2 protein-coding genes are annotated in these 1792 nt (G+C 66.5%); both read left to right on the top strand.

Translation table 11 applies throughout. The annotated features are described in order from the left end of the window. A partial coding sequence (locus WA702_RS17395; RefSeq protein ID WP_425111777.1) for a sensor histidine kinase occupies positions 1-706 on the top strand: 706 nt, incomplete at its 5' end. A gap of 134 nt (positions 707-840) precedes the next feature. Beyond that, positions 841-1521, top strand: a complete 681-nt coding sequence (aat, locus tag WA702_RS17400) for a leucyl/phenylalanyl-tRNA--protein transferase (RefSeq protein WP_425111778.1) — start codon at positions 841-843, stop codon at positions 1519-1521. The last annotated feature ends 271 nt before the right edge of the window (positions 1522-1792 follow it).

Consider the following 1792-nt stretch of genomic DNA (forward strand, 5'->3'; position numbering starts at 1 on the left):
GCTGCAGAAGGCGCGCGACGAGGCCGAGGCGGAGGTCCGCGCCTCGCGCGACCGCTTCGAGGCGCTGGCCGCCGAGCGCGAGGTGCTGCTGCGCGAGGTCAACCATCGCGTCGGCAACTCGCTGCAGATCATCGCCTCGCTGCTGCATTTGCAGGCCAACACCGCGACGGAGGAAGACGTCAAGGCCGCGCTGACCAATGCGATGGGCCGGGTCGCCGCGGTGGCGCAGGTGCACCGCCGCCTCTACACCTCGCATGATCTGAAGAGCGTGCTGCTGAACCAGTATCTCGACGCGCTGCTCGACGATTTGCGCCGCTCGGCCGAGGGCAACCGGATGTCACGGCTGACGCTGCGGGCGGAAGCCATCGAGATCGATCCGGACCGCGCGGTCGCGATCGGCATCGTCGTCAACGAGCTGGTCATGAACGCGGTCAAATACGCCTATCCGGATTGCGCCGGTCCGATCCATGTCGAGCTGAAAACCGACAATGACGACATCGTGCTCTCGATCGCCGACGACGGTGTCGGCCTGCATGCCACCAGCGATCCGCGCTCGACCGGCATGGGCCAGCGCATCGTCAGCGCCATGGCGACCAAGCTCGACGCCAGCGTGGCGCCGGATCCGAGCCATGCCGGGACCAAGATCGTGATCCGATTCCGCCGCACCAAGGCCGTGCCGACCCCCGTGACGGCCGCCGCGAGCTAGTTCTTTCAGACGCGGCGTTTGCTCTCCGGAGCAAAGCGAACGTGGGCTCGGAACCATTGGTGCGGCCCGATGTCCCGCTGACGATGGGGTGATCGCCCGTCGCGCGCCCGGCCGCAGCCTGCTATCATCCGCCGATGAATTCGCGCGAGTCCGCCGCCTCCGAGATCACGCCCGAAGTGCTGTTGCGCGCCTACGCCTGCGGCATCTTTCCGATGGCCGAGAGCGCCGACGACCCGACGCTGTTCTGGGTCGAGCCGGAGCTGCGCGGCGTCATCCCGCTCGAAGGCTTTTGCGTCGCGTCACGGCTGGCGCGTACCGTGCGCTCCGATGTCTTCACCGTCACCGTCAATCAGGCGTTCAAGGCTGTCATGGCCGGCTGTGCCGCGCCGCAGCCGGGACGCGAGGAAACCTGGATCAACCGGCGCATCCGCGAGCTCTATACCGGCCTGTTTGCGATCGGCCACTGCCATAGCGTCGAATGCTGGCAGGATGGCGAGCTGGTCGGCGGGCTCTATGGCGTCAGTCTCGGCCGTGCCTTCTTCGGCGAGAGCATGTTTCACATCGCGCGGGACGCCTCGAAGGTGGCGCTGGTGCATCTGGTGGCGCGTCTCATCGCTGGCGGCTTCGAGTTGCTCGACACCCAATATGTCACCGAGCATCTGAAGACCTTCGGCGCGCAGGAGATCCCGCGCCGCCGCTACACCGCGCTGCTCGACAAGGCCCTGATGGGCGCACCCGCCGATTTCGGCAAGCTGGCCGCCGATCAGCCGATCCCCGGTGCCGAGGCGCTGGCGATCATCGCCGAACACGGGTGAGGCGATACCGGTACATCATCAAATTCAGTGTCGTCCCGACCTCGAGCCGGGACTTATAAACGCCGAACGCTGTTTGCGAAAGTTGGAGCTACAGCTCGCACAGCGACTTCCGCCTGCGATTATGGATCCCGGCGTTCGCCGGGACGACAGTTGAGTTTGCGGAGAGGATGTCGTCCGTCAAATGCGCGCTGGCTACCTGAAGATCCCGAACGGACCGCCGCCCTGCTGCGGCGGTGGCGGGGGTGGTGGCGGAGGCGCCATCTGCTGGCTC

The organism is Bradyrhizobium sp., assembly GCF_049798375.1.
Taxonomy (GTDB): Bacteria; Pseudomonadota; Alphaproteobacteria; order Rhizobiales; family Xanthobacteraceae; genus Bradyrhizobium.